The organism is Psychromonas algarum, from assembly GCF_004376845.1.
Taxonomy (GTDB): domain Bacteria; phylum Pseudomonadota; class Gammaproteobacteria; order Enterobacterales; family Psychromonadaceae; genus Psychromonas.
On sequence record NZ_SNUW01000005.1, the window covers coordinates 83,726 to 103,628 of the forward strand.

The window sequence follows — 19,903 nt, forward strand, 5'->3', positions numbered from 1 at the left end:
CGGAGAAGTTCATGACAACATCATCATCTATGTGCAAAGTTATTAGCGATAAAATTTTACTGTTCGCTGCACTTGCCGCCATTTCATTATCTATTTTTCAAATTTGGCAAGGTATTACCTCTGATTTATCTGCTCCTGTTTTTAGACCTATTCATTTAAGTTGGGTATTGATATTAGTCTTTTTTACATTACCCCTTATCAAATCTCAAAAATCTACTTTTGTTTACTTGTTAGGCCGAGCTATCGACCTATTATGCATCATCAGCATTACCTGGGCTTCATATCATATTGTCTCTTTTGATTATGATGATATTACTTTCTTATTAGACGGTTTAACGTCTCTTGATCAATTATCAGGCATGATCATTTTAGTGTTATTGCTTGAAGCAACACGTCGGACAGTAGGTACTGTCATGGTACTCATTGCCGCTGTATTTTTGCTGTATGCAATTTTTGGGAATTTATTACCTTCAGATGTTGCGAGTAAAGGGTTCTCTATTGAAGAGGTTATCCGATTCCATATCTATTCCACTAATGGTATATACGGAGCTCCGCTTGCAATAGCGGCTGGAGTGGTATTTGTTTTTGTACTATTCGGTGCATTTTTACAGGTTACTGGAGCAGGAAAGTTTTTTATCGATGCTTCTTTTTCTATCGCCGGAAAATATCGAGGTGGACCAGCTAAAGCTAGTGTTATCGCATCTGCGGCTCTTGGTTCTATTTCTGGCTCTGCGATTGCAAATACTGTAACCACTGGTGCGTTAACCATTCCTATGATGAAAAAATTAGGTTACAAGCCAGAGCAAGCTGCTGGTATTGAAGCCGCCGCATCAACGGGTGGACAAATCATGCCTCCAGTCATGGGAGCCGGAGCGTTTGTTATGGCACAGTTTACCGGGATCCCCTATAGCGAAATATTGTTAGTTTCAATTGCACCCGCTATTTTGTATTTTGCTTGTACCTTACTTTACGTGCATTTAATGGCCTGTAAGTTAGGTTTGAAAGGAATGGATATAACTGAAAAAATATCGGTTGTATTAAAAAATGGATGGCACTTTTTAGTTCCATTAATCTTAATTACCTCTTTATTATTAATGAGTTATTCTCCAATTTTAGTTGGCATAGCTGGTTGTGTTGCTGTTTTAGTCGCTGCAATGTGTCGTAAACATAGCCGAATTAGTATTTCATTATTTTTTGAAGGTATGAAAGAGGGCGCATTACTAGCATTACCCATTTCAGTTGCTTGTGGTACCGCAGGTATTGTTGTTGGCGTTGTTGGACAAACAGGAATAGGCCTTCAATTTACCCAGTTTTTAATGGCACTCTCCGGTGGTTATTTATGGTCTGTACTTGGTTTAATTGCTATTGCCGCCATTATTTTAGGTATGGGATTACCAGTTACTGCTGCATATATAGTGTTATCAATTATGGCAGTACCTAGTTTAACAGAACTTGGTGTTGGTTTATTGGCAGCGCACATGATTGTGTTTTGGTTATCACAAACATCAAATGTAACTCCACCTATTGCATTAGCCGCATTTGCAGCGGCAGGAATAGCAAATACGTCCCCCATGAAATCAGCTATTCAAGCATTTAAATTAGCACAGGGATTCTTCATTATTCCTATTATGATGGCATTCTCCGGGTTAATTTGGGTACAAGGTAATAACTTTGATTTTATTGTTTCAATTATACTGACTATCGGCTTAATCGTTGCTTTTGCAGGAACAATTGAAGGTCGATTAGCAAGTACATTATCAATAGTTGAGCGCCTTTTATTATTAACCTCAGGCTTTGCTTTATTAGTGCCATATCACTATGCCAACCTTGCTGGAATGTTAGTGATCTTACTTATTGCAGTACTAAATTATCGTTTTTCAAAAATGGATGATATGCCTGTAAGTATAAAAAGTCAGGAAAATCACCATTAATATTATTTAGCGAATAATAAACGTATGAGCAGTTATATATTAACTTATCTACTTGATTTATAAAGATACATTGTTAATGTGAAATAGTTATTTAAAGGCAACTTATATGTGTCATGTATAAGTGAAAAATACAAGTAAATCTAAAATGGAATTTATTATGAAATATAAACGACTAAATACATTGCTCGTTACAGCATTATTCACGAGCTATGCTTCGGCAGTTGAAGTTAAATTTGCAGATAGTGCTTGGGATGGTATTACCATACCTGCAGGTCAACAGTGTCAAAAATTTGGCGGTAAAAATCCTATTACCCCAAAATTAGCAATAACAGAACTACCAGCAGGTACGGACTCAATTGTTTTAGAATACAGTGATCGTGACTCACAAAAAATGGATAGTGGTGGTCATGGAGTGATGAGTTACGCACTTAGCGGGACAGTAACATCAGTAGAAATCCCTTCAGTTGCCGGCCATTCTTTTGAGCTTCCTCCTCAATTTAAAATGATTGAAGCGCATCGCAGTCCTGGTTGGGACAAAGCTGGTGCATATATGCCGCCTTGTTCTGGTGGTAAAGGACATGCTTATTACGTCACAGTTAAAACCATGAAAGGAGAGATGGAAACCTCTGCAACTGTATTAGAAATGGGTAAATTCTAATTAAACGTTTTTACTTTATATGTTTATTTTAAATATGGTTATCTATTAATCGGCTTGATAAAACTGATCATTAGGTAACCATATAGATACTTCACAAACCAACAACAAATTGACACACCACTAAATAAAGACAATCGTTTATTCACTTTCATTATAACTACTTGAAAAATGAACTTGAACGATCGTTATTTTAATGTTTGAATGAATATTCACTTATTGAGGATATCTTATGATCAAATTTTATTTTCACCCAGCACCGAATCCAATGAAAGTTGCACTTTACCTAGAAGAAACAGGTATTCCATTTGAATTAATGCCAATTGATTCATTAAAAGGGGAGCAACATACGGAAAGCTATCGCGCAATAAACCCTAATGGTAAAACTCCTGCCATTGAAGATGATGGAACGCGTGTATTTGATTCAAATGCAATTTTGCTTTATTTATCAGAGAAAACAGGACAACTTGCAGGTAAAACCGAAGATCGTGGGGAAATGTTATCTTGGTTAATGTTCATCGCATCAGGTTTAGGACCATTTTCTGGTCAATCTGTACATTTTAGACATTCAGCTCCAGAGCAAATAGATTACGCAATTAATCGTTATTTACGAGAAGCACAACGCCATTACGAAGTATTAGATACACATTTGGCTAATCGAAAATTCATTGTTGGTGATGAATATAGTATTGCGGATATAGCGGCTTGGGGATGGATAGATAAAGCATGTGTTGTATTAGGTGAAGAAGGATTAAGCCCTTATGCCAATATTAAACGCTGGTTTGATAGTATCGATAGTCGTCCTGCAGTAGAACGAGCACGTAATGTCGCTAATGGCATAGCATTTAAAAAAGAGTTTGATGAAGAAGCTCGTCGAGCATTTTTTCCATCTAACTATCCAAAACTTTAATTTTTTGATCATAGGAATTGAAATGAGTAATCAATACGTCCCCCCTAAAATTTGGATTCATAATAATGATGGCGGCAATAAATGGGCAAACATTAATCGTCCAGTATCAGGCGCTACCCACGAAAAAGAATTACCAGTAGGCGAACATGCAATACAACTTTATTCATTAGGCACACCTAATGGACAAAAAGTGACAATTTTATTAGAAGAGTTATTAGCTTTAGGCATTAAAGAAGCTGAATATGATGCTTATTTAATTAATATTGGTGAAGGCGATCAATTTTCTTCTGGTTTTGTTGCTGTTAATCCTAATTCTAAAATACCTGCACTCGTTGATAAAACGACTGGTGAAGCAGTTAATGTTTTTGAATCTGCTTCAATACTGGTACATCTTGCAGAAAAATTTGGGCATTTTTTGCCCACTTCAGGCAATGCCCGTACTACTACGTTTAATTGGTTATTTTGGGCTCAAGGCTCAGCCCCATTTTTAGGTGGTGGTTTTGGTCACTTTTATGCCTATGCAGATGAAAAATTGGAATATCCAATTAATCGCTTTGCAATGGAAGCAAAACGCCAATTAGATGTATTAGATAAACAATTGGCAAAAAATACTTATGTTGCAGGTGATCAAATAACCATTGCTGATATGGCGATATTTCCTTGGTATGGCAATTTAGTGTTAGGTAATTTATACGACGCTGCTGAATTTTTACAAGTTGAAAATTATACGCATATTATGCGTTGGGCTAACATGCTGGAAAAAAGACCAGGAGTGCAACGTGGACGTATTATTAACAGAGCTTTTGGTGAAGAGTGGGAACAAGTTAGCGAACGACATAGCGCTGAAGATATTGATAAAGCCTTAGCAAAGAAACCAAAATAATCAGTACAATATAATGAACCACAAAAAAACCAAGTAGCATTTACTTGGTTTGTTATTATTTAAATCTAAGTTATGCAGAACCTAAGTTATGTAAACCAGAGTTTTTTATAAATTATTTTTTCCAAGCAAAGGTTTCAAACATTGGGTCAACAGGTGTATGAGCCACATGGTTCACGTAATTGCTGATCACTTTTTGAGATAATCCTAAAATCACTTCTAATACTTGTTGTTGTCCATAGCCTGCAGCAAAAAAGTTATTCATATCAGCTTCAGAAACATTACCTCGGTCACGTACCATGGTTAAAGTAAAATCGTGTAATGCTTGCAGTTTTTCCGTTGGCATTTTTTCACCATTACGTAATGCTTCCGTTATTGCTGGATCAACTTTCATTGAATATGCAATAGCAGTATGAGCAGGGACACAATAATGACATTCATGTTCAACATTAATTGTTTGCCATACAACAGTCAGTTCTTCTGCATCAAAAGATGTATTTGTAAAAGCTTCATGTAATTGAGTATAAGCTTTTAAAGTACTTGGAGATTCAGCCATTGTCGCAAATAAATTTGGAACAACACCCATCTGTTTTACTGCACCTTCAAGAATGGCTTTACTTTGTTCTGGCGCTGTTTCAACTGTGTGTATTTTAAATTTTTTCATTAGTTAACTCCCTTATCTGATTAGTATTAATTTCAAGTTAACTATAGATAATTTTGAACGACTGTTCAATATAAATTTGTAAAATAAAAGCATAATAAAAAAGCTCAATTCAAATGAACTGAGCTTAATAGAAATGATAAGTTTGCAACAACAAATAAGGATGTAGTTTTAATGGAAAGGGGAGCCTAAAAAGATTTGCTCAATAAATTTTTCAATCGCTTGTTTATCTTTGACTACACGAGAATAAGTACGTAAACCAATAATTTGCACTTGTACATAACGAGCTAATTCGAGAGGGTCTTTATCGTCAGCAATTTCATTTAATTTGATTGCCTCATTAATGATATCGGCAAATTTTATTTCAACGTTATTAAGTAATGAAGTGGCTTCAGCTAACAGCTCTTTATTATCACTTTCAGTTAATTCAGAAATGGATTTAACAATCATACACATGTTACTTGGTGCAGTATCTCGGTTATCAACAATAATTTTTTTTATAAATAACTTTAAACCAGATAGGGGAGTCTCGGCTTCACTTATACAAGATGTTAATAAATTAGCGGTATTTTCAGCATAATGATTAAGAGCTTCTTTAAATAAATTATCTTTACTACCAAAAGTGGCATAAATACTACCAGGGCGAAGATCGATAGCGGTTTGTAAGTTACGCATTGAAGTTCCATGATAACCTTTTTCCCAATACAAATTAGTTGCTTTACCAACAACTTCTGTACGGTCAAATTTAGCATTTTTACTCATAATTTATCTTCTACTATAAAATTGTAATACTCATGAATTCTATCGATTACATTAAATATGTTACCTAAATTTCACGCTGAAAAATCAGTTAAATGCAAAGCGTAAATGGCAATAGGTAAGCTATTTAGTGTGATTGGTATTATACAGAAAGAATAGATATCGGCTATATGGAGCAAACTATTTGCTCATCACTTTAATAAAATTTATTCATAAAGTTTTTAAAAGTATGACTTGAAAATTAAAATAGCACTTTGATTATTAACAGATTTTATTTGACTTCATATCAATACGTTAAGTATATCTTCTAATGCTTAGGCAGAAAAAATTCAATAACCAGTAAAATAGAGCAACTATTTAATCTGCTTAATATTAGGTTTTTTCTTTTTAATAAAAGCAACGGGCATCACTTCAACACCAACCAAATGTCCTAATTTAATGATCACAGGAATAGTAATTGGTGCAAAGGGTAATATAGCGAACACACCTAGTCCTAATCCTTTTAATAATTCAATAAACTGCTCATTTGCAGCCTGCATCTCTTTTTTAGAAACATCACCATGCGTGTACTTTTGATAAGTCATCAACATCGCTTTAGTTTCTTGTTTTTCTTGCGCTAAAGCGAGTTTAAGTTGGATCATACTTCTTTTTATTTTTAATCTATAAGCGAGCTTCTTTAAACGAATAACACGAATTGGAGCTTTATGGATGTAACGTAAGGTTTTCATTAATATTTAATTACTTCTGTATGAAAATTAAAAACAACTAGGGATAAAATATCCAAACTATTGGCCATGTATTAAAGGAATAGAGGAACTAGCGATTATATTATAAACAATGCAAATGTCTTTATGTTTAAATCATTTGTTTATTCATTTTAAAAATAAAGGACTTAGAAGATTTTTAATGATAATTATTGAGCGTTATCTTTATATTGCCTACAATAGCGTACTTTTGAATTTTTATTACATAGGCTAAAAATAATGAACGATACTACATCATTACCAACTCTACCAGATCGTCTTTCTGTTAATCCTCGCAGTCCATTTTATATTGCTGAAATATTTGATGGAGAAAATGAAATCGGTATTAAAATTAACGGCAAACAACGTTTTGACGTTGAAGAATACTGTATCAGCGAAGGTTGGGTAAAAGTGCCTTCACATAAAGCACTTGATCGTAGAGGACAACCTTTAATGACAACAGTAAAAGGTACAGTTGAAGCTTTCTATAGTGAAGCTTAACCGTTAACCGTTTTCAATAAGTGATTAAAAGAACTTTTTATGTGTGTTAATAAGTAACAGCATAAAAAGTTTTTGTGTTTTTATCTCCTATTAAGCCCTCCAAAACCTGACTGTACGCATATATTTTTAAAATCTTCGAGAGAATAAAACATTATTCACATATAAATTAAATCAATAGTTTATACTGAAAAAATCAGCCTGCATGACTGTACTCAAATCTTATTATCGTTAGGGAAAATTTATCATGTTCAATAACAAAGGATTCACACTGATAGAGTTGGTCATTGTCATTGTTCTTCTTGGAATTTTAGCTGCGCTAGCGATGCCTTATTTTATGAACTTGCGTAAAGATAGTGAAGTAGCGATTGTGCAAAGTTTAAAAGGCGCATTACAAGATGGTAGTCGATTAGTTCATGCAAAGGCCGCCATTGAACATTTAGACGATGGTAATGAAAATATCTTAATCAATGGTGGAGAGATCTCCATTCGTGCTGGTTACCCTCGAGTGGCGGGTAACTGTTTAAATTTTACAGACCAGTTACAGTATTGGATTTCAATGGATATTGATAACTCAATTTGTTCATCTGGAAATAATACAGATTGGTACGGCACGGTAAAAGCAAATGCTTTTCATTTCATGCCCGCAAATTATACGAGCATTATACAAAATTGTTATGTCACTTATACAACCGCATCCGAACGTATCAATGGCGCTTGGATAGATACCGAATCAGCAACCGTGACAGCTGAAACTTCAGGTTGTGGGGGGTAATGGTTTATTAACTAGAAATCCAACTCATCTTAATCTTTTTAAAACACACTAATGTAACTCCCCCTCAATATACAACCGTACCGTTTTTCAGTTGTATGATCTGCATGATCGACTAACACAAGAAGATAATTATTGTGAAATAATCCAGCTTGTATTAGCTAAAAATAAGCGACCAGATTCAGCTACTTATCAGTATTTACAATCGAGTAGAGTTGATATTAGTGCTTGCCAAGTTTGGTTATCCGCCAGTAAGCCGTGATGAAGTGTATAAAGAAATTTTTGAGCAGGCTGAAGCCGTTAAGGCTAATAGTATTGATGCTTAATGGAATGCAGAAAAGAACAGAAAAGTTGAAAAACAACTAGCACTTTATAGAAAGGGCTAGTTCATAATGGCATTTTAGGTTTCTTTAATAAGAGTATGGAGCGAATAAAGTGTCAGATTTTAACACAGAGCGCCTAATTTCAGACTTTAACCTTGATAAAGCTAGCAATAACAATGCTTTCAGAACATTTTCGTGCATAGCGAATGATTAGCTGAAACCTTAGCATGAATTAAATTTAAGATTTCATTAGTCATATAAGTGAAGATGGAACTGTTTGTACAAATTGATAGATACTTGTACACGCATTTGTTTAGCTTTGTTTATTCAACTAAGTTAATTAGTCAGTTGATTGCTATTTAACAAAAACCGCGCGCGCATAAATAGTAACAGTATGTTATACATTTTATGTTAAATACAATTATGTTCAATAACAGCTAAGTAGGCTATATAAGAATATGTATCGATATAAATTTATATAGGCTATTTAACATAATATACATTATGCGAAGTTATGTATTAATCAAGGAAGAAGCGTGTTTTTATACTTAGTCTTTTTAGTTTTCTGGGCTTACAGCAGAAACTTAAATTTATTTTTCTATATCTCTGATGAGCAATGTATTTACATCATCTACTTTAAATTTAATTCCCTAAGTCATCATGGCAAGTAAAAAATAAAAATACGCTATTGAAGTATCACGTTTAGCAAGTAACTTATTAATTTTTATTATTTTAAGAATCTCAACGTAAACGTATTTACCATGGATTTCTTTTCACATTAAAAACTAATATAAAATAATAAAATGCCACAATATATTACTAAGCTTGATAACGCTTTATTTGTTAACTGCTGTCTTAATAGATCTCTAGAACCTTCAATCAAGCCTATCAATACAATTCCAATACCACCTGTAAATCGATAATTGTCCAAATCAATTCGACCATTCTTATCTGTGATAAAACGCAGATAACCAAACAATATTAAAATACAGGCAATGATTAACAAAATAGTCTGTAGCTTACCCAACTGCATTTACCTTAATCCATACCAGCAAAGAATTTACATTAATAAAATTTAAATAATTAATCCCAATCCCATTCATAGTAAACATCTACTGCTTGATACAAACCATTAGAAGCTTCTATGTAGAATTTTTTAAACAATTCATAACGTATTGCAAAAACTGTAAATGTTTCAAATACTCCTACACCATAACTGACCTCAACCCCTGGAGCGATTGTCCCTCTTACCCCGATTGATTGCTCATCACCCTGTCCACTTGCTGCTAATGACAAGTCATTTATGCCAACTTGTTTACCCAAATCATTCATTGTGCCATCCGTTTTTCCTGCACCAATATCAATAACCAATGCAGCTATTTGGCTGTTACTTTCTCCTTGGCTATTTTCAATAGATCGGCCACGGGTAATGTATGAGAGAGCATTTTGCTGTGACATTGCAGGATAAGAAAATACCGTTAATTTTAGCTGATCCGGTGTACCAGTAACTCGTACGCCGGCAGTCACATTATCTTCAATGTTACGCGGGTCTCGGATCGCTTCGATACTAATATAGGGAGAATCTGGTGGGCCACGGAAAATAATACGACTATTTTGTAACACTAACTCTTGGGCTAAAGCGCGATAACTACCTTGTGAAAAAGTTAATTCTCCATTAAGCGTCAGATCTTTTGTTAATTTTTTTCTGACTAACAAATTACCATGTACATAGGTATCAAGACCGATTGCTTTAATACGTAAGCGTTCACCCAATGAAATTTTCACATTCATTTTTATTGGTATTCCAGCAGACGTTTTTGTCCTTTTGGCATCAACAACGATAACGTCTTTAGAAACTTGTACTGCACCTTCAGGTAATTCTTTAATGGTGATCATACCTTTGTCGACATGAAGTTCACCTTCGACGGTAACACTATCATCAAAAACAATATTAATATCAGGACTGACATAAAGTTCAACTTTGCCATAATCCTGGATGCGCATGTTATCGGCTTTAAAATTCACATTACCTTTAAACTTATTTGTCCAATCTAGTGAACCTTTGATATCTGCCCGTCCATTACCATCTTTTTTAATCACTTGTTCGTTACGAACATGCGCAATTCTCTGTGGAATATTAATGGTATTAATAGCTGACTCTTTAAGAGAAACTAACTCATTGACAATTTTTCGGTGTTTTTTCTCACTGGCTTTTTTATTATTAGTGAAAAAATACCCATCAATTTTTGCATTGTTTTCATGGATATCAATGGTTGCGTTTAAATCATCAACTTGAATAGGTGAAAGCGGTGCTTTCATACTGGTATCAGCAATTAAAACTTGCCCTTCTACTTTCGGCTTAGCAACCTTTCCATGAATATCGATGTCTGCTTTTAACTGCCCTGTTAATGCATCTACATGTGGAATTAATACAGAAAAAGCATCAAAGTTAGGCAGTAATAAATTAAATTTGGCATCGATGCCAGGTTTTCTTTGGTACGGAGTAACATTACCTTTAAAGTTTGCATCAATTAAACCTTCTGAAACCGCCATAAAATAAAAATTCGCTTTTTGCTGATCGCTATTAATTTCAAAATGTAATTGATCTACTGGGTAGCGTACCCATTTATTTTTGTCACTATTTTCTTCGATGTTTAAAGCAATCTCTTTGCCATCAATATTGAGGTCAACTTTAGGTTTCTGATTATTTTTCCATAGTAAACTTACATCAGCATCTAATGCCCCTTCTAATTTTAATGCTTCAGGAACAAATGGGGCTAATGTGGCAATTAAAAAATCTTCTATATGAATTTTAATATCACCATCTTTACCTGCTACAAATTTATCAATGCAGGCTTTACCATTTTTATCGCTATTTTGATTGCTTGCATGCCAACAGTGCGGAGTTAGGTTGACGGTATCTTTTTTGACAGTCACGGTGAACGGTTTTTCTAATGTCCAGCTTCCTTGTGCGCTCTTGATTAATCCTGTATTTAGCCCCGCTTCCCAATTATCTGGCTGTTGCGTAAAGAAGATAGCTAAATCAGTTGTAACGGGTTTACTTTTCACATCAAAATTGATGATATGTTTTACTTCATTGTTGCTATGGCTATCAGGTGCAATGTTAACGCTAACACTATCGATTTTTTGTCTATGACTAATTATGTTTTTAGCATTCAGTTTTACATTGGCAATGGGAAGTTGAGCAAGAAGTGTTTTACCTTGTATGGTTACTTGCTCAATTGTATTTTCTAAATAAGCGAGATTAGTAGCGGTTAATTTTGTATTAACTTCTGTTTTATCAATACTGCCGGTTAAGCTAATTGAGCCTTTGACCTTACCTGCACTACCTACAACAACTTTACTTAAATCTTTAATATCTATAGTGGCAATTAAATCATTTTTGTCAGCAACTTTACCATTAACCACTATTTTATTATTTGCATTAATAATGTTTAACGCAGAAATTTTAATCCCTTTATTAGCATCACCAGTGACGGTACCATCAACACTTAAAGCTCGTTTTAAAAATGTTCCGTTTAATTTTATCAGTGGAAAGTCAAATGCCCAGGTAGGTTTTTTCGATTCATTTAACTGTACTGTAACTGATTGTTTGATATCACCATTAAGTACAGCCGGATAAGTTTTATTTAATTCACTTGTGTTGATGTGTTTAATATTTAAGTTACCCAACCAAGTAAGCTGTTCAACCCAATCTAATTTACCTGTTAATAATAATTCGCCTTGTAATGTGTTAATTAATAACTCTGATAAAGTAAGCGATTGTAAATTTCCTCTACCGTGAAGATTGACTGTACCTGCCGGCAAGTCAAGCAGCGTATAATGAGTTACAACATTGAGTAGGTAATCATTTAGTTTACCTTTGCTGGAAATTTTTCCTTCGCTTGTTTCTACTTGGGTTTTTCCTTTTAAAGGCCAGTTTAACTTTTTCCATTCAATGGATAATTGATGCGGTAAATTTTCACTATATAAATCAATTTTATTTTCAATGGATGCGTTGATTAAATTAGTTAATAAAATTGTTGAATTTAATCCACCTAAATTCCCTTTCGTATGTAGTTTTATGCGTTGACCTTTTAATAAATCCACAGGTTGTAACTGTTTTATTTTATTAATATTCACTGTTGCATTGATATCCATTGGGTATCGTTTGCTTAAATCTATCGCTCCTTTTAAGTCTAAATCCCCTTCTGGGATATCAAAATACAACTTATCAATAGCAAGATGTGACCCCATATAGGTAAATTTACTATTTGCTTGGTTAACAACGAATATGTCTTTTTTGTCTTGAACTAGCTTAAAGCTAACAATCTCTAACTTTTCAGTGGTTAAATTAAATGGTAAAACAACTTCAGGTAAGCTTTTGTCGGTTAAAATAGGCGGGAAATTAGTAACCGGCTTGTGCTTTTCTAAAGCTGCCGACTGATTGTTCTGAGTATTAACAGGTTCAGCTTTACTATCAGGTAAAATAACTGTTAAGCCTGATATTGTTGAGTTTAAGTTAACGTCACTATCATTACCGTTAGCAACTAATAGTACTTTTTTTACATCGACTTCAACGCCAGCGACTTTGATAGTAATATTATTGACGTCAAGATGCTTAATATCGACAGCAATGGGGAAATTTAAAACAAAGGGCTCGCTCGTTTCTTCACTTTCTGGTGTGCTTGTTTCACTAGGAGCGATATTGATATTAGCACTTTGTAATTCAAGAGAATCTAGACAAACTTCATCTATCAAACAAGTCCAATCAAAGTCATAACTTAATTGCTTAAATTCATATAAATTATCGCCATCTCGCCAACTTATCTCTTCATATTCGGGGGAATTAAGAATACTACCACTTGTTAAATCAATGGTTAAACGAGGCTCAAATTCATGTAATGATTTAAAAACTAATAGATTACCCGCATGAGTAAATAAACCTAAGGAGACAATAAGCAAAACAAGCGCAATAAAAGTTAGCACAATACAAAGTAAGTGTTTTGTGCACTTAGCAATAAAAGAAACAAAGATCATAATTCAGGACCAATCATAAAATGCACTCTAAAATTATCAGAGGTATCGGTCAGTGGGACAGCAAAATATAATCGTACCGGGCCAACAGGTGATGCCCAAACAAGACCCGTACCAGTACTGATAGATAAAGGCTCTGCAAAATCATCTGTTGCAGTACCTGCATCGGTGAATACAGCTATTTTCCAATTTTCTGCAATAGGGTAACGATATTCAAGACTGGTTGTTGCCAAATAATATCCCCCAACTAAGTAATCTTGAGTATCTCTCGGTGCAATTTCATTATAACCATAACCTCTTATGCTTTGGTCACCACCGGTAAAGAAACGCATTGATGAAGGTACGTTGTAAATTGAGTTTGCAAGGATCCCACCTGCTTGTGCAGAGGCAACAAATTGATGCCCTTGATAGGTACGAATTATTTTACTTTGTGCATAAAGTTTTACAACGGTGCTTGATGAAAAAAGGTTTTTATTCGCAAATTCAAAATAGGTTAATAATTTATCGCCCCAATCGATATTAATATCACCACGACTTCTTGTGCGACTAAAACTGATCCCGGGTAAGATTAATTCGGTGGCAAAATCCTGCTGACCTTGTCGCCCTGACTCATTGTCATAACGTAAATAAACAGTTCGTAACCAAGTATTATCTAACTTCCAATGACGGTAATAACCCACTACATATTGTGTCGTATCGGTATCATTTTGATCCAGCATTTTATAACCACTTTGAATCGAATCGTAATGATAAAGCGGTTCATCAATTGGCATTTTATAAGTTAAAGTCGCTTCTTGCATAGGAGCTGAAGCAATCAGGCTACCTCCTATAGAATGTCCATATTTATTGATCCAGGGTCTATTCCAGCTAAATTTACCGCGTAACCCGTTATCCGTTCCATAGCCAAAACCTGCATTAAATGAATCTTCGGGACTTTTTGATGCTATTACGTGTAAAGGGATTTTTCGATCTTGTTTATTTTCTATTGCAGGTAATATAGTGATACTTTTAAAATAACCCGTTTCATTTAAGTCTTCATTAAATTGATTTAAAGTGGTCGAGTCATAAGGGTCACCCGGTTGGAAATTAGCTAATGCACGAACGAATTTTTCAGAAGGTATTTGGTTGTCGAAGATAAGTTCGCCAAACTCATAACGAACCCCACTATCAAACCATAAAATAACAACGGCAGTATTGTTTTTTTGAGTCACTTCTACGGCTGATTTTGTGTATTTAGCATCAAAATAACCATAACGTTGTGCAAGACTTTTGAATGCGCTTTTTGTCTCGGCGTATTTACCATGGTCTAAAAATTGACCTTCTTTTATTGGCAAATTAACCATGAATTTTTGGAAATGACGGTTATTAACTGCTTCCCCTGTGATTCTTAAATCAACTTGTGTAATAACGGTTCTAGGACCTAAATTGACAGTAACGGTAACCACTTGATCTTTTTCATCACTAGTAACGGATGATATCACTTCAGTTTGGTAATAACCTAAAGCGATTAAGCTTTCTTTAGTGGACGATTCAACTTCTATTAAATAACTTTCATTATCAGCATCTTCAGGCACAGTTAAACCTTTCAAGAAAACGCTAATATTTTCTTTCGCTTGATCGTCTTCTTCTACACCTTCAATATCAAAACTTACACTTGCCATCACTTTAAAAGATAAGCAGGTTATCAGTAAGCAAAAGATACAAAATTTGTAACGTTTATTCATTAACTCTCTAACTTGTTAAGTTTAAGCTTTTCATTGGCTAATACGGTTTGAAAGCTTCTATTGGCTAATGGCGTGCCAACAAAATACCCTTGAAATTGATGACAGCCCTTTTCGATCAAAAAGTCCAATTGTTGTTTATTTTCTATGCCTTCTGCAACCACTTCTAAATTCAAAGATTTCCCCATATTAATAATCGCAGTCACAATCACTTGGTTATTTTCTTGCTCTAAAAGGTGGCGAATAAACATCTGATCAATTTTTAATGTTGATACAGGTAATTGGCTTAAATAAGAAAAAGAAGAGTAGCCTGTACCAAAATCATCAATTGCAAATCTAAAGCCTAGTTTACGCAATTTATTTAATTTCTTAACTATTAATTCCATGTGAGAGGAAAATACTGATTCAGTAATTTCAAATTCGATTAATTTTGCATCAACCCTTGTTTTTAATACGAGTTTTTCGATAACTTCAAAAAAATCAGGCTGTAATAATTGCTTCGCACTGATGTTAATTGATAAGGTTTCAAAATGTTTAGGTAAACCTTGAATCATCCAATTTTTCAGCTGTAAGAAAGCATTTTCTATTACCCATTCACCTAATGGAATAATTAAATCTGAATCTTCTGCCACAGGAATAAAATCACTTGGATTGATCCAGCCTTGTTCTCCTCTAAACCACCGTGCTAATGCTTCTGCTCCCAGTAAGTTGCCATTAACATCAACTCTAGGTTGATAATTTAATGAAAATTCGTCATTTTCTAAAGCAATATGAATTTGCCCTTGTAAGACATGATTCTGATGAATTTTATCTTCTATTTCTTTAGCAAAAAAACTAATGTTCGCAAATTGACTGTTTTGTGCATTTTTCATTGCCATGACTGACTGACGTAATAGATCATTTGCTTGATTATTCTCTGAAGGAAATAAACTGATCCCAAAAGTACAACTCAGTATGAGTTGTTCATCATCAATTTTAAACGGTTCCTTTAAAGCAATATCTAACTTAGTGGCGAAGTTAAGTGCGAATTCTGCAGCATGCTCTTGATTAGCATTAAGTTCGGGTAAAATGGCAACAAACTCGCCACCTTGTAAATGCGCGACAAAGTCAGCTTCAGATTTGTTTTCTTCTAATCGACGAGCAATTAAATACAATAACTCATCACCTTTATACAAGCCTTGTAAATCATTAATGGTTTGATATTGTTTACAATCAATCAAGATAACCGCTCCTGCCATACCACTTTTTTGTGCTCTTTTATTTTCTAGGCTGATATGTGACATTAATTGTGTACGATTAGGTAATGCAGTTACCTCGTCAAACTGACTTTGTAATATAATTTTCTCGTGCATCTCTTTATAGGGTGTTACATCCGTATGAGTACCAATAATACGCAAAGGGTTGCCATTTATATCCCAAGAAACAATTTGCCCTCGACTTAATATCCAACGGTAATCATTATTATGACAACGTAATCGATGTGTATTCTCAAAAAAGGAGTTACGGCCAATAAAATGTGCACGTAAGTCTTTAAATGTATTAAATAAATCATCTGGATGAATACGGTCTTCCCATTCAGCAATATCATTTTTAATATCATCTTTATGGTAGCCTAACATCTCTTTCCAACGTAAAGAGTAATAGACCTGATCCTTCTCCATATCCCAATCCCAAACACCATCTCTTGCACCACTTAAAGCATATAACCACCGTTGTTCTGTGGCTGATAACTTATTTATGTTGTCCGTGACTTCAGAGCTTAGCCTAGCAAAAGAGCGTTGTAATAAACCGATTTCACCTAATCCTGATTGTTCTAGGTTCATATGGTTTGTCATATCAGATAAAGCGGTTGTTTGTGCTAAACGTTTAAGCGGTGATGTGATTAAGCGGTTAATAAAATAAATCAGTAGTAATAAAGTGAAAATGAGAATTAAAAATATTTTAATTAAGGCAATGGCAGCATCGTAAGCTAGCTCACTATAAGCGCTATTTAATGAATAACGAATGAATATAACACCGTTAAATTTACGGTTAAGACTATTACCTTTGGAAATCATTTGTAATGGTGCGTAAACAACAAGCTCTTGACTGTGTTTAAGGTATTTAACAATGAGCTCATTGTCATTGATCACCCTTTCTAATAATGCGCCGTCATATTGTTGCAACTGTATTTTTGCAAACATATATTTTTCACGGAATTGATTACTTAAAACAATCTGCTGGTTACGGTCAACTACCGCAATCGTTTGTACATTTTCATTTAATGCAGCATTGGAAACTAAATCCTGTGCTTGTGCTTTTTCTAAACGCATTAATGAATTAGATAAACCTGTTTGTAGGTGCCCTGCAATGCCTTTGATATCTTGTTCAGCTTTAACGTATAGCTTGTGTTGGTCATGACGATATTCAAAGAAAAAGATAGTGCCTTGTAATATAACAAAAACCACAAGCAGTATGGCTGGTAAGATGATACGTAAAGATAATTGTCTGAACTTATTCATAAATAGCACGCTCTAGAATACGGGTAGTAATAAGTGAAGATAAGTCTGTGTGAATTTGTCCAAGCATATGCTTTTCACTCATTAATTTACTTAATCTCTCCGCTTGTAGTTGGATATTAGAAGGTGAGCCAGATAAGCGCATTAAGGATTGTTTTGAATCGATAAAACGAGTGTTTAAAAAAGCTTGTTTAAGAAAATATGGGTAAAGTTGTAAGCGAACTGACATTGCGGTTAACGCATCTTCCGTATTCTTTTTATAAAACATATGTGCTCGGTAGAATTGCCTTACAAAATTAGCAATCTGCCCTTCTTTTTCTTGGTAAATATCACCGCGAGCAACCATGACATTGGTGATCGGTAAACTTAATGATTTTGAGTTGATTAATTCTCTAGCACCTAAGGCTAATAATTGCTGTTTCACAGGCTCTCTTACAATCAATGCATCTATATTATTTTGTAGATAAGCTCCTTTAATTTCATTTTGTTTTACTTCATGAAGTTGTACGGTTTGGTTGTTTAATCCCGTTAAGTTAAATACTTCATCCAATAATAATGCACCTGCTGCTTTATTTTCATAACCAATGGCACTCCATTTTAAATCTTGCAGTGATTTTATTTCTGGTTTAGCCATTAACGCATCACCACCATAAGAGTTATCAACCACTGAAATTATTTTTAGATCAAGGCCTAAAGCGACTAACGTTAATACTTGATCTAAAGAAAGAAAAGCAACGTCTAACTTACCTGTTTGAAATGCCTGAATAACACTGGTTGAAGAAGTTAATTCTAATAATGAATACTGATTTTTATTTAAATAACCTAATTCATTAGCTAAAAATGCAAACTCGAAATTAGGCCAAGGAGCTGCGCCAATGGTGAGAGGTTTCTGATATGGAGTACAAGATAATAAAGAAACAAATAAACAGACTAAAAGAATTAATCGATACACTTTATTGACAAATAAATTCATAACAAGCATTACAGGTAGCAGTTGGAAGGAGGTGTTTGATTTTACAGGGTAAAATAGATAAAAAAATAGCACCCTACTATATAGGTGCTATTTTTTTAAATTAATGAGGGTTAAGTGGGATTTAGCACAAAAAATTTACATCATTTGACTATTTTTTAATGCTTCAATACGCACTTCTAGAGGTGGATGCGACATAAACAAACTGCTTTTCTTTTCACCTGCAATACCAAATGCCATTAAACTGCCTTCTAATTTAGGCTCAGATGCTGTTTGTAAACGTTGTAATGCAGCAATCATTTTCTGTTTACCTACTAATGAAGCAGAACCAGAATCCGCTCGGAATTCACGTTGACGCGAGTAATACATCACAATTGTGCTCGCTAAAATACCAAACACCATTTCTAAGATAAACACGATGATGAAATAAGAGAAACCATGACCAGAGTTTTGATCGTTATTACCTCGCATTGCGTTATCGATAAATCCACCAATTACACGAGCAAGAAAAATAACAAAGGTATTAACAACACCTTGGATCAGCGCCAAGGTAACCATATCACCGTTAGCAATATGACTTACTTCATGTGCTAATACCGCTTCAGCTTCATCTTGTGTCATTTGGTTTAATAACCCCGAGCTTACCGCTACTAATGCACTATTCTTCTTCATACCCGTTGCAAAAGCATTAATATCTTGCGAATGATAAATCGCTACTTCAGGCATGCTGATGCCTGCTTTTTTAGCCTGTACTGCAACCGTTTCTAGTAACCAGCGTTCCGTTGCATTGCTAGGATTTTCTATTACTACTGCACCGGTACTTCTTTTAGCCATCCACTTAGACATAGCTAATGAAATAAGTGAACCACCAAAACCAAATACAATTGCTAATGTTAATAAGCCACCAATACTTCTTGAGTTCATGCCTGTGACTGAGAATACAATACTCAACACAATACCTAAGACCAAGACGACAGCTAAGTTAGTTAATAAAAATAATGCGATACGTTTCATGTTGACCTCAATTCATATAAATAACACGGAGACATAATATGACTTTATTCTTTATATGCAAGTAAATAATAAAGAAAAAATAAACATAAAGTTTGATTACTTCAAATGACTTTATATTACTTGCCAAACTACAAGGCAGTATATGATTTGCACCCTTGATATTCTGTCGTTACAATCGGTGTACTTTTTATTACTTAAGGAATTATCATGGCTTTAGCTCAAGCTCGTCATATTTTAGTTAGCTCAGAAGATCAATGTAATACATTAAAAAATGAAATCGAAGCAGGTTCAGATTTTGCTTCAATCGCAAAACAACACTCTTCATGCCCATCTGGCGCACAAGGCGGTGATTTAGGTGAATTTGGACCAGGTATGATGGTTCCTGAATTTGATAAAGTAGTATTTAGTGCACCTGTTGGCGTAGTACAAGGTCCAGTTAAAACTCAGTTTGGTTACCATTTATTAGAAGTAACTAAACGTAACGATTAATCGCAATCGTAAAAACAGCAAATTATTTTGCAGCTTAAAACA

16 protein-coding genes and 1 pseudogene are annotated in these 19,903 nt (G+C 34.4%); 8 read left to right on the plus strand and 9 right to left on the minus strand.

The features are described 5' to 3' along the window. Positions 1 to 11: 11 nt before the first annotated feature. From E2R68_RS05570 to yghU, 4 genes are all read left to right on the plus strand, one after another. Entirely contained in the window at positions 12 to 1,931 is a 1,920-nt protein-coding gene (locus E2R68_RS05570; RefSeq protein WP_134276513.1) for a TRAP transporter permease, read from the plus strand. A gap of 157 nt (positions 1,932 to 2,088) precedes the next feature. Continuing rightward, on the plus strand, positions 2,089 to 2,589 hold the full coding sequence (locus tag E2R68_RS05575; RefSeq protein ID WP_134276514.1) for a YbhB/YbcL family Raf kinase inhibitor-like protein: 501 nt from the start codon (positions 2,089 to 2,091) through the stop codon (positions 2,587 to 2,589). Positions 2,590 to 2,818: 229 nt separating this feature from the next. Next, a complete protein-coding gene (locus E2R68_RS05580; RefSeq protein WP_134276515.1) occupies positions 2,819 to 3,496 on the plus strand; it encodes a glutathione S-transferase family protein in 678 nt (225 codons plus the stop codon). A 22-nt stretch (positions 3,497 to 3,518) separates the two neighbouring features. Further along, positions 3,519 to 4,379, plus strand: a complete 861-nt coding sequence (gene yghU, locus E2R68_RS05585) for a glutathione-dependent disulfide-bond oxidoreductase (RefSeq protein ID WP_134276516.1) — start codon at positions 3,519 to 3,521, stop codon at positions 4,377 to 4,379. Between the two features lie 112 nt (positions 4,380 to 4,491). Here yghU and E2R68_RS05590 read toward each other — a convergent pair whose 3' ends face one another. The 3 genes from E2R68_RS05590 to E2R68_RS05600 all read right to left on the minus strand — a co-directional run bounded on the left by E2R68_RS05590 (position 4,492) and on the right by E2R68_RS05600 (position 6,524). After that, positions 4,492 to 5,040: a carboxymuconolactone decarboxylase family protein gene (locus E2R68_RS05590; RefSeq protein WP_134276517.1), complete on the minus strand. Its 549-nt coding sequence runs from the start codon at positions 5,038 to 5,040 to the stop codon at positions 4,492 to 4,494. Between the two features lie 168 nt (positions 5,041 to 5,208). Beyond that, complete coding sequence (locus E2R68_RS05595; protein ID WP_134276518.1) at positions 5,209 to 5,799, minus strand: TetR/AcrR family transcriptional regulator; 591 nt, start codon at positions 5,797 to 5,799, stop codon at positions 5,209 to 5,211. A gap of 350 nt (positions 5,800 to 6,149) precedes the next feature. Continuing rightward, positions 6,150 to 6,524, minus strand: coding sequence for a hypothetical protein (locus E2R68_RS05600; protein WP_134276519.1), 375 nt, complete (start codon positions 6,522 to 6,524; stop codon positions 6,150 to 6,152). A gap of 255 nt (positions 6,525 to 6,779) precedes the next feature. On the opposite strand from E2R68_RS05600, the gene E2R68_RS05605 reads away from it, so the two are divergent. The 3 genes and pseudogenes from E2R68_RS05605 to E2R68_RS13880 all read left to right on the plus strand — a co-directional run. Further along, positions 6,780 to 7,040, plus strand: coding sequence for a DUF3297 family protein (locus tag E2R68_RS05605; RefSeq protein ID WP_134276520.1), 261 nt, complete (start codon positions 6,780 to 6,782; stop codon positions 7,038 to 7,040). Between the two features lie 244 nt (positions 7,041 to 7,284). Beyond that, positions 7,285 to 7,812 (plus strand): pilus assembly FimT family protein, encoded by a 528-nt coding sequence (locus E2R68_RS14190; RefSeq protein ID WP_134276521.1) that lies wholly within the window; start codon positions 7,285 to 7,287, stop codon positions 7,810 to 7,812. A gap of 203 nt (positions 7,813 to 8,015) precedes the next feature. After that, a pseudogene (locus tag E2R68_RS13880) lies at positions 8,016 to 8,135 on the plus strand (type I restriction enzyme endonuclease domain-containing protein); the annotation flags it as partial. A 775-nt stretch (positions 8,136 to 8,910) separates the two neighbouring features. Here the strand turns inward: E2R68_RS13880 and E2R68_RS05620 are convergent. The 6 genes from E2R68_RS05620 to htpX form a co-directional block, all read right to left on the minus strand. After that, complete coding sequence (locus E2R68_RS05620) at positions 8,911 to 9,165, minus strand: MetJ regulator of methionine regulon (RefSeq protein ID WP_134276523.1); 255 nt, start codon at positions 9,163 to 9,165, stop codon at positions 8,911 to 8,913. 50 nt (positions 9,166 to 9,215) lie between these two features. Beyond that, positions 9,216 to 13,172, minus strand: a complete 3,957-nt coding sequence (locus tag E2R68_RS05625) for a translocation/assembly module TamB domain-containing protein (protein WP_134276524.1) — start codon at positions 13,170 to 13,172, stop codon at positions 9,216 to 9,218. Next, a complete protein-coding gene (locus tag E2R68_RS05630; RefSeq protein WP_134276525.1) occupies positions 13,169 to 14,893 on the minus strand; it encodes an autotransporter assembly complex protein TamA in 1,725 nt (574 codons plus the stop codon). The genes E2R68_RS05625 and E2R68_RS05630 overlap by 4 nt, the downstream gene beginning before the upstream one ends. Continuing rightward, positions 14,893 to 17,391 carry a putative bifunctional diguanylate cyclase/phosphodiesterase gene (locus E2R68_RS05635; RefSeq protein WP_134276526.1) on the minus strand — a complete coding sequence of 833 codons (2,499 nt, stop codon included), beginning with the start codon at positions 17,389 to 17,391 and terminating at the stop codon, positions 14,893 to 14,895. Before E2R68_RS05635 ends, E2R68_RS05630 begins: the two co-directional genes overlap by 1 nt. Continuing rightward, positions 17,384 to 18,361: an ABC transporter substrate-binding protein gene (locus tag E2R68_RS05640; protein ID WP_166738811.1), complete on the minus strand. Its 978-nt coding sequence runs from the start codon at positions 18,359 to 18,361 to the stop codon at positions 17,384 to 17,386. Before E2R68_RS05640 ends, E2R68_RS05635 begins: the two co-directional genes overlap by 8 nt. Positions 18,362 to 18,496: 135 nt before the next feature. Further along, positions 18,497 to 19,372 carry a protease HtpX gene (gene htpX / locus E2R68_RS05645; protein ID WP_134276528.1) on the minus strand — a complete coding sequence of 292 codons (876 nt, stop codon included), beginning with the start codon at positions 19,370 to 19,372 and terminating at the stop codon, positions 18,497 to 18,499. Between the two features lie 207 nt (positions 19,373 to 19,579). Between htpX and E2R68_RS05650 the strand changes: the two genes are divergently transcribed. Further along, entirely contained in the window at positions 19,580 to 19,861 is a 282-nt protein-coding gene (locus E2R68_RS05650) for a peptidylprolyl isomerase (RefSeq protein WP_134276529.1), read from the plus strand. Positions 19,862 to 19,903 lie beyond the last annotated feature (42 nt).

Bases quoted from the DNA above. Each gene is read 5' to 3' on its own strand.
- E2R68_RS05570 (WP_134276513.1), top strand. From the start codon at position 12: ATGACAACATCATCATCTATGTGCAAAGTTATTAGCGATAAAATTTTA.
- E2R68_RS05575 (WP_134276514.1), top strand. From the start codon at position 2,089: ATGAAATATAAACGACTAAATACATTGCTCGTTACAGCATTATTCACG.
- E2R68_RS05580 (WP_134276515.1), top strand. From the start codon at position 2,819: ATGATCAAATTTTATTTTCACCCAGCACCGAATCCAATGAAAGTTGCA.
- yghU (WP_134276516.1), top strand. From the start codon at position 3,519: ATGAGTAATCAATACGTCCCCCCTAAAATTTGGATTCATAATAATGAT.
- E2R68_RS05590 (WP_134276517.1), bottom strand. From the start codon at position 5,040: ATGAAAAAATTTAAAATACACACAGTTGAAACAGCGCCAGAACAAAGT.
- E2R68_RS05595 (WP_134276518.1), bottom strand. From the start codon at position 5,799: ATGAGTAAAAATGCTAAATTTGACCGTACAGAAGTTGTTGGTAAAGCA.
- E2R68_RS05600 (WP_134276519.1), bottom strand. From the start codon at position 6,524: ATGAAAACCTTACGTTACATCCATAAAGCTCCAATTCGTGTTATTCGT.
- E2R68_RS05605 (WP_134276520.1), top strand. From the start codon at position 6,780: ATGAACGATACTACATCATTACCAACTCTACCAGATCGTCTTTCTGTT.
- E2R68_RS14190 (WP_134276521.1), top strand. From the start codon at position 7,285: ATGTTCAATAACAAAGGATTCACACTGATAGAGTTGGTCATTGTCATT.
- E2R68_RS05620 (WP_134276523.1), bottom strand. From the start codon at position 9,165: ATGCAGTTGGGTAAGCTACAGACTATTTTGTTAATCATTGCCTGTATT.
- E2R68_RS05625 (WP_134276524.1), bottom strand. From the start codon at position 13,172: ATGATCTTTGTTTCTTTTATTGCTAAGTGCACAAAACACTTACTTTGT.
- E2R68_RS05630 (WP_134276525.1), bottom strand. From the start codon at position 14,893: ATGAATAAACGTTACAAATTTTGTATCTTTTGCTTACTGATAACCTGC.
- E2R68_RS05635 (WP_134276526.1), bottom strand. From the start codon at position 17,391: ATGAATAAGTTCAGACAATTATCTTTACGTATCATCTTACCAGCCATA.
- E2R68_RS05640 (WP_166738811.1), bottom strand. From the start codon at position 18,361: ATGAATTTATTTGTCAATAAAGTGTATCGATTAATTCTTTTAGTCTGT.
- htpX (WP_134276528.1), bottom strand. From the start codon at position 19,372: ATGAAACGTATCGCATTATTTTTATTAACTAACTTAGCTGTCGTCTTG.
- E2R68_RS05650 (WP_134276529.1), top strand. From the start codon at position 19,580: ATGGCTTTAGCTCAAGCTCGTCATATTTTAGTTAGCTCAGAAGATCAA.